Annotated in this window: 6 protein-coding genes; all 6 read left to right on the top strand. The window is 68.8% G+C overall.

What is annotated here, in order from left to right:
• Positions 1-564 (top strand): TetR/AcrR family transcriptional regulator (locus LCE31_RS32355; protein ID WP_225020764.1); only part of this gene is annotated, 564 nt, incomplete at its 5' end.
• A gap of 1,487 nt (positions 565-2,051) precedes the next feature.
• Positions 2,052-3,503 carry an N-acetylglucosamine/diacetylchitobiose ABC transporter substrate-binding protein gene (ngcE, locus tag LCE31_RS32350; protein WP_225020761.1) on the top strand — a complete coding sequence of 484 codons (1,452 nt, stop codon included), beginning with the start codon at positions 2,052-2,054 and terminating at the stop codon, positions 3,501-3,503.
• Positions 3,504-3,650: 147 nt separating this feature from the next.
• Positions 3,651-4,574, top strand: coding sequence for a carbohydrate ABC transporter permease (locus LCE31_RS32345; RefSeq protein WP_225020759.1), 924 nt, complete (start codon positions 3,651-3,653; stop codon positions 4,572-4,574).
• Positions 4,571-5,494: a carbohydrate ABC transporter permease gene (locus LCE31_RS32340; protein ID WP_225020768.1), complete on the top strand. Its 924-nt coding sequence runs from the start codon at positions 4,571-4,573 to the stop codon at positions 5,492-5,494. The genes LCE31_RS32345 and LCE31_RS32340 overlap by 4 nt, the downstream gene beginning before the upstream one ends.
• A gap of 217 nt (positions 5,495-5,711) precedes the next feature.
• On the top strand, positions 5,712-6,911 hold the full coding sequence (locus tag LCE31_RS32335) for an ROK family transcriptional regulator (RefSeq protein WP_225020757.1): 1,200 nt from the start codon (positions 5,712-5,714) through the stop codon (positions 6,909-6,911).
• A gap of 134 nt (positions 6,912-7,045) precedes the next feature.
• Positions 7,046-8,152, top strand: coding sequence for a substrate-binding domain-containing protein (locus LCE31_RS32330; RefSeq protein ID WP_225020766.1), 1,107 nt, complete (start codon positions 7,046-7,048; stop codon positions 8,150-8,152).
• Positions 8,153-8,268: the final 116 nt, after the last annotated feature.

Here is an 8,268-nt window from a genome sequence, read left to right as displayed (position 1 = left end):
GCCGGAGCCCCGGCGTCCGGCCGGCCCGCCCCGCGCCGCAGGGACGCGGCGGCGATCCGGGAGCTGCTGCTGCGGGCCGCGGCCGAACTCTTCCGCGAACGGGGCTACGACCGCACCACCGCCCGCGACATCGGGGACCTCGCGGGCGTCGATCCGGCCATGATCGCCCGTTACTTCGGCGGCAAGGCGCAGCTGTTCGTGGCCGTGCTGCGCACCGAGAACGACGCGGAGACCTTCGCCGACCTCTTCGACCCCGACCGGCTGGCCGGCCTGATCAGCCGCTTCGACCGGCAGGGCCCCGGCCCGGTGGCGCAGGTGGCCGTGCGCCCCTACGACGACCCGGCGGCGCAGGCCGCCGCCGCGGCGGAGCTGGAGCGCCGCATCGTCGGGCCACTGCGGGACCGCTTCGTGCAGGAGGGCGACGAGCGGGCCGAGTTGCGCGCGGAGCTGCTCACGGCCGCCTTCGTGGGCGTCGTACTCGCCCGGCGTACGGGCACCCTGGAGCAGCTCGCCGCCGCCGACCCGGACACACTGCTGCCGCTGATCCGCCGCCTGCTGGACTGACTCGCGGGCTCGCGGGCTCGCGGACTGCTGGACTGACGGATGAGCGGGCGGGGCGGACGCGACGGCCGGACCGGCTTGAGCCGGACGGGACCGCGAGGGTGACGGGACCGCGAGGGCTGACGGGACCGTCGGGGCTGATGGGGCTGGTGGGGCTGGTGGGACCGTGACGACTGACGGGACCGAAGAGGCGGGCGCGGGGCGCCTGAGAGGCACGGCCCGGACCGATACGCCCTCGGGGCGTCAGGCCGCGCGTGCGGCACGGCGGGGGCCGGGCACGCGGCAGGGCGTCAGGACGCGCCGCCGCCGCGACCGCTGACGGTCCACGCCCACACCACGCAGGCGACGCCGATCAACGCGAGCACCGCGCACAGCACCGTGTACGCCCCCTCGAACACCATGGCAGACCCCCATTCCGTGCGACCGCCGCCGGAAGCTCCTGGAGCACCCGGCACCGTGCGCCGGGAGCACCATTGTCCTCTCTTACGAGCCACGTGTCCCCACGGTTCACCACTCCACACCCGCGATCGCGGTCCTGTTCCCGTCCGTTCACGACGCGTTCAGCAGACCGAACCCGAAGCGCGGCCCTTCCCGCGAGGGCGCCACGGCCGCGCCGGCGCGGATCGACCGGAGTTCCAGGAGGGTGCACCTCCCGCGCCACGGCTGGCGGGACGGGGCGCGCCGTCCCCGGGGGCCGTGCGCCCGGCCGGCGCACGCCCCGGCGCCGTGCCGGGTTCCGCCGCCCGCTCCAGCTGCGGAGTCCGCCGTCGCGGCCCCGGTTCCCGCCCGCGAATCCCGCCGCTTTCCCGGGCTCTTTCCGGTGCCGCGCACACCCCGGAATTGTGATCGCGGAAATGTCCGGGGGAAGCCGCGAGAGGCCGCCGGAAACCCCGTTCGGTGTACAGATGCCCCTTTCTCTCCCTTTCTCTCCGTCCCGGCACGCTTTGGCGGTGCTGTGGGCGCGCTGTGCGGTGATCGGGCCGTCGGCGCCGCGTTCGACATACCGTCCGGGGGCGACTCCCAGAGGGCCGGAGCCGTCATGATCGACATCCAAGAGCCCATCCCTGTCAAGGGTGTTGCGCAAGGAAAACTCGCCGAAATGCTTAATTCCGCATGGGTTACGCGCCGAATCGTTCGGCAATGCGCCTACATTTCCGCGAGGTCTCGAACTGGGAAAGACTGGCGTCCAAGTTTGGTTTTGATCTTGCTCACCCGGCGTGAAGTGGACTATACCTATCGGCGTCGGCCCCGGTGTTTTTCCTGCACAGAACCGGCCGGGGGGAGGCAGCGGGAGGGCTCTGCCCGTATCCGTTCGGCAGGCCGCACCGTTCTCACTGTGATCCGTACGCGACGCGACCATTCACCACGCAGCACGCACTCACCCAGCACGACCAGCTTCATAGACCCGCGGTGGCGGGGCCTTCGCCTCAGACGAGAAGGACGGCCGGCCGGCACACCGCCTGAGTCCTGGAGAAGGCGAGGACTTGAGCATGGGAACCACCTCCGCTCAGAACAATGGGGGCCTCGGCCGCCGCGATGTGATCAAGCGGTCAGCCGCAGTCGGCCTGGTCGGAATACCGGCGGTGGGCTTCCTGAGCGCCTGCGCGAGCGGCGGCGGGAACGGGAACGACGACGCCAAGCCGGACAAGGGAAAGACGAGCGCCAAGAACCCGCTCGGCGTCAACGCGACAGCCCCGCTCGACTACGTGATCTTCGACGGCGGCTTCGGCACGGAGTACGCCAAGGACGCCAACGCCCTCTACAACAAGGCCTTCCCCAAGGCGAAGGTCACCCTGACGGCGACCCAGAAGATCCAGACCCAGCTCCAGCCCCGGTTCAACGGCGGCACCCCGCCCGACCTGATCGACAACTCCGGCGCCGAGCAGATGGACATGGGCGTCCTGGTCGGCCAGAAGCAGCTCGCCGACCTCACGCCGCTGATGGACGCCCCCTCGTACGACGACCCCTCCAAGAAGGTCCGCGACACGCTGCGGCCGGGCGTCCTGGAGATGGGCCAGTTCAACGGCAAGCCGATGTACGTCATGAACTACGCGTACACGGTCTACGGCGTCTGGTACTCCCAGACCGCGCTCGACCGCTTCGACGCGCAGTACCCGGAGACCTGGGACGACATGCTCGCGCTGTGCGCCAAGGCCAAGAAGAAGGGCGTGGCGGGCTGGACGTACGCGGGCAAGTACCCGTACTACATCCCCTTCTCGCTGTTCCCCTTCATCGGCAAGATCGGCGGCCGGGAGGTCCTGGACGCGATCGACAACCTGGAGCCGAACTGCTGGAAGGCGCCGGCCGTGAAGGCCGCGTTCGACGCCTACTACGAGCTGTACGCCAAGGGGTACATCCTCAAGGGCACCCCGGGACTCGACCACATCCAGTCGCAGACGGCGTGGACGCAGTACAAGGCGCTGTTCATCCCCGACGGCTCCTGGGTGGAGAACGAGGCGGCCAAGACCACGCCGAAGGACTTCCAGATGAAGGTCGCGGCGCCCTCGAGCCTCGACGCGAGCGACAAGATGCCCTTCGGCACCATCTGGGCGGCGGGCGGCGAGCCGTACATCGTCCCGGCGAAGGCGAAGAACCCGCTCGGCGGCATGGAGCAGCTGCGCATCATGCTCAGCGAGGCGTCGTCGCGGAACTTCACCCAGAAGGTGAAGTCGCTCAGCTCCTTCAACGGCGGCACCGACGGGCTCACCCTCACCAGCGCCCTTCAGTCCGGCGTCGACGCCCTGAAGAAGGCCGGTTCGAACGTCCTCAACCCGCGCCTCCAGGACTGGTACGTGGACCTGGAGAAGCAGAAGATCGGCGTCGGCGCGCTCGGCGAGATGATGGCGGGCCGGATGACCCCGGCCGAATGCGTCAAGAAGTGCCAGGAGTTCTCCGACGCGGCGGCCAAGGACTCGTCCATCACCCACTACAAGCACCAGTAGGGCGGTGCGGACGGCCGGCGGCGCCCCGAAGCGGAGGGCGCCCCGGCCGCTCGCGCCGGTCCGTGTCCGCCGGCCGGCACACGCCGGGCCGGCGACGGTGGCGGGCGGCGCGGCGCGGCGCCCGCCGAGGATTCGGGGTCGGGAGACATGCAGCACGGCAAGTACCGGTTCATCGCGGGGTTCTTGATCGTCCCCCTGGCGTTCTACGCCATCTTCGTCATCTGGCCGTTCATCCAGTCGATCTACTACTCGTTCACCAACTGGACCGGCCTCAGCCCCCAGTTCTCGGTGACAGGACTGGACAACTACCGGCGGCTGACGCACGATCCGACGTTCTGGGCCTCGCTGAGGCACAGCGCGATCTACGTGGTGGTGCTGCCCCTGGTGGTGCTGGCCATCGCGCTGTTCCTGTCGTTCATGCTGAACGTGGGCGGGCGCAGGAAGAAGGGTGCCGCGGTCGCCGGGGTGCGGGGCGCCCCGTTCTACAAGATCGTGTACTTCTTCCCGCAGGTGCTGTCCATCGCCATCGTGGCGCTGCTGTTCCAGTTCCTGTACAACCCGGACAGCGGCGCGCTCAACGCCTTCCTGAGCGCGATCGGCCTCGGCGGTGTGCAGCCCGAGTGGCTGGGCGACCCCGGCCTCGCGCTGTGGTGCGTGATGGCCGTGCTGATGTGGAGCCAGGTCGGCTTCTTCGTCGTGCTGTTCTCCGCGGGCATGGCGTCCATCCCGAAGGACTTCTACGAGGCCGCCCTGCTCGACGGCGCGGGCCGCGCCACCACGTTCTTCCGGATCACGCTGCCGCTGCTGTGGGACACCGTGCAGTCCGGCTGGGTCTACATGGGCGTCCTGGCGCTGGGCGCCGAGTCCTTCGCGGTCACCCAGATCATGACCGTGGGCCCCGGCGGGCCCGCCGATTCCACCAACGTCCTGAGCCTGTACGTCTACCAGAAGGCGTTCCGCGACGGGCAGGCCGGTTACGCGACCGCGGTCGGCGTCGTCCTGCTGCTCGTCACCCTCGTGTTCGCCGGCGGGGTGCTGCGCCTGGGCCGACGCGAACGGCTGGAGTACTGATGACCACTGACACCTCTGCCCAGCCCGCCGAGACCGTGCCGCCGCACGTACCCGGGGCGCCTTCCGCCCCCGGCGGCGGAAAGCGCGAGAAGAAGACCGGGGGAGTGCTCAACGTCTTCTCCCACGGCATGCTGGTGATCTGGGCGATCCTGGTCGTCATGCCCCTCCTGTGGGCCGTCATGACGTCCTTCAAGGACGACAAGTCGATCTTCACCTCGCCCTGGTCGCTGCCGAACCACCTGCACTTCGAGAACTGGTCGCGCGCCTGGAGCCAGGCGCACATGAGCGACTACTTCCTCAACACCGTGATCGTGGTGGCGTTCTCGCTGTTCGGCACCCTGTTGCTGGGGTCGATGGCGGCGTACGTGCTGGCGCGGTTCGAGTTCCCCGGCAACAGGTTCATCTACTTCCTGTTCATCGGCGGCATGAGCTTCCCCGTCATCCTGGCGCTCGTGCCGCTGTTCTACGTGATGCAGAACCTGTCCCTGCTCAACACGATCCCCGGGCTGATCCTGGTCTACATCGCCTACTCGCTGCCGTTCACCGTCTTCTTCCTCACCTCTTTCTTCAAGACGCTGCCGACTTCCGTGGCGGAGGCCGCGATCATCGACGGCGCGTCCCACACGCGCACGTTCTTCCAGGTCATGCTCCCGATGGCGAAGCCGGGGCTGATCAGCGTGGGCATCTTCAACTTCCTCGGCCAGTGGAACCAGTACCTGCTGCCGACGGTCCTCAACACCAACCCCGACCACAAGGTCCTCTCGCAGGGCCTCGTCGAACTCGCCACCAGCCAGGGCTACAAGGGCGACTACTCGGGGCTGTTCGCCGGCCTGGTGATGGCGATGCTGCCGGTGCTCGCCGCGTACATCGTCTTCCAGCGCCAAGTGGTGGCGGGTCTCACCGCCGGTGCGCTGAAGTAGCGTCAGGAGCGGGAAACGCCCGTCGGCGGTCGTCGGCGGGTGTTTCTTCGCGTTTCGGGCGTCTTGTCCGTACCGGCATCGCTCAAGGTCTTGACGGGAGGTGGCACCAAAGGCTGAGCTTAGGGTTCACAAGTTGGAGATACGTCGGGGTCTCAGTGACGCGGCCCCGCCGGGAGGCGGTCGTCGTGCCGCCCCCCAGGGCAGGAGTGGATGAGCCGTGGAGACTCCGGGGTCGCAGTCGTCGCTGCACCGGGCCAACCTCGAACGGGTCGTACGCGCGGTGCGTATGGCCGGTTCGCTGACGCAGGCGGAGATCGCCAGGAGCACCGGCCTGTCCGCCGCCACCGTGTCCAACATCGTCCGGGAGCTGAAGGACGGCGGCACCGTCGAGGTCACCCCGACCTCCGCGGGCGGGCGCAGGGCCCGCAGCGTCTCGCTCAGCCCCGACGCGGGCATCGTGCTCGGGGTCGACTTCGGCCATACGCACCTGCGCGTCGCCGTGGGCAACCTGGCCCACCAGGTCCTCGCGGAGGAGTCCGAGCCGCTGGACGTCGACGCCTCGTACGCGGACGGCTTCGGACGCGCCGAGACCCTCGTCGAGCGGCTGATCGTGACCACTGGGATCGACCGCGGGAAGGTCATCGGCGTGGGGCTCGGCGTCCCCGGCCCGATCGACGTCGAGTCGGGCACGCTCGGCTCCACCGCGATACTGCCGGGCTGGACCGGGATCAACCCCAGCGACGAGCTCGCGGCCCGCCTCGGCGTCCCGGTCTACGTGGACAACGATGCCAATCTCGGTGCCCTCGGCGAGATGGTGTGGGGCAGCGGCAGGGGAGTGCGCGACCTCGCGTACATCAAGGTCGCCAGCGGCGTCGGCTCCGGCCTCGTCATCGACGGCCAGATCTACCGCGGGCCCGGCGGCACGGCGGGCGAGATCGGGCACATCACCCTGGACGAGGCGGGCCCCGTGTGCCGCTGCGGCAACCGGGGGTGCCTGGAGACCTTCACGGCCGCCCGGTACGTGCTGCCCCTCCTCCAGCCCAGTCACGGGACGGATCTGACCATGGAGCGGGTCGTCCAGCTGGCCCGTGAGGGCGACCCGGGGTGCCGCAGGGTGGTCGCGGACGTCGGGCGGCACGTCGGCAGCGGTGTGGCCAATCTCTGCAACCTCCTGAACCCCTCAAGGGTGGTGCTGGGAGGCGATCTGGCGGAGGCTGGGGAACTGGTGCTGGCGCCGATCCGGGAGTCCGTCTCGCGGTACGCCATCCCGAGCGCCGCACGCCAACTCTCGGTGCTGCCGGGAGCGCTGGGCGGGCGTGCCGAGGTGCTGGGGGCGCTGGCGCTCGTACTCAACGAAATGGGCGATTCGACCCTGCTGGAGAGCGCCCTCCCGGCCACCACACCTGCCTTCACTTAGATAACGAATGGCACCGTTGTCATCTCGTTAAGGATTTAATCCTTGACGCCGCCCGTTTGGCCGAGTTGACTCGCTGCCACCTCGGCCGCAGCGACGCGGCCTCGTCAGGGAGGTTTTTCGAAGTGAACGCATCGATGCGTCGTGCTGCGATGGCCGCGTCCGCCACCGCCATGGCTGTTCTCCTGGCCGCGTGCGGCAGCGCCAAGCAGTCAAGCGGCAGTGGTGACGACTCCAAGAAGAAGTCCAACTCGGACGACATCACGGTGGGCCTGCTGCTCCCGGAGAACAAGACCGCGCGTTACGAGTCGCTGGACAGGCCGCTCATCACCAAGGAGATATCCAGCCTCACCAACGGCAAGGGCAAGGTCGTCTACGAGAACGCGCAGCAGGACGCGACGACCCAGACCCAGCAGATGTCCACGCTGATCACCCGCAAGGTCGACGTGATCATCCTCGACTCGGTGGACTCGAAGTCGATCGCCGCCTCGGTCCAGAAGGCCAAGGGCGCGGGCATCCCCGTGGTGGCCTACGACCGCCTCGCCGACGGCCCGATCGACGCGTACACGTCCTTCGACAACACCGAGGTCGGCAGGGTCCAGGCGAACGCCCTGGTCAAGCAGCTCGGCTCGAAGGCCAAGTCCGGCAAGATCGTGATGATGAACGGCGCCATCACGGACCCGAACGCGGCGCAGTTCAAGGCCGGCGCCCTGCCGATCCTGCAGAAGTCGACCAACATCGGCAAGAAGTACGACACCCAGGACTGGGACCCGACCAACGCCAACGCCAACATGGCCGCCGCCATCCAGGCTCTTGGCAAGTCGAACATCGTCGGCGCCTACTCGGCGAACGACGACATGGCGGGCGCCATGATCCAGGCCATGAACCAGGCCGGCATCGACCCCAAGCAGGTCCCGGTCACCGGCCAGGACGCCACGCTGGCGGGCGTGCAGCGCATCCTCACCGGCACGCAGTTCATGAGCGTCTACAAGTCCTACCCGCAGGAGGCGTCGATCGCCGGCCAGCTGGCCGTCGCGCTCGCCCAGGGCAAGTCCGTGGACAGCATCGCTCCGGACAAGAGCAACAGCGACACCACGAAGGGCGTTCCCACCAAGATCGTCCCCGTGGTCTCCCTGACCAAGTCCAACATCAAGGACACGGTCCTCAAGGACAAGATCTACAAGCTGTCCGACATCTGCACCGCCAAGTTCGCCTCCGCCTGCAAGGCCGACGGCCTGGAGTAAGCGGCGCGGGGCCCGGTCCGGGCCCCGCACCGGGCGGGTACGCGCACGACCCCAGCCCGCACGCGTCCGATGCGCTTCCGTCGCAGGTGGGAGCGGGTACGGGGGGCGTTGTCAGT

This window comes from Streptomyces sp. 8L (genome assembly GCF_020176795.1).
GTDB lineage: Bacteria > Actinomycetota > Actinomycetes > Streptomycetales > Streptomycetaceae > Streptomyces.
Note: the sequence above shows the minus strand (reverse complement) of the source record. Positions and strands in the feature narration are given on the sequence as shown.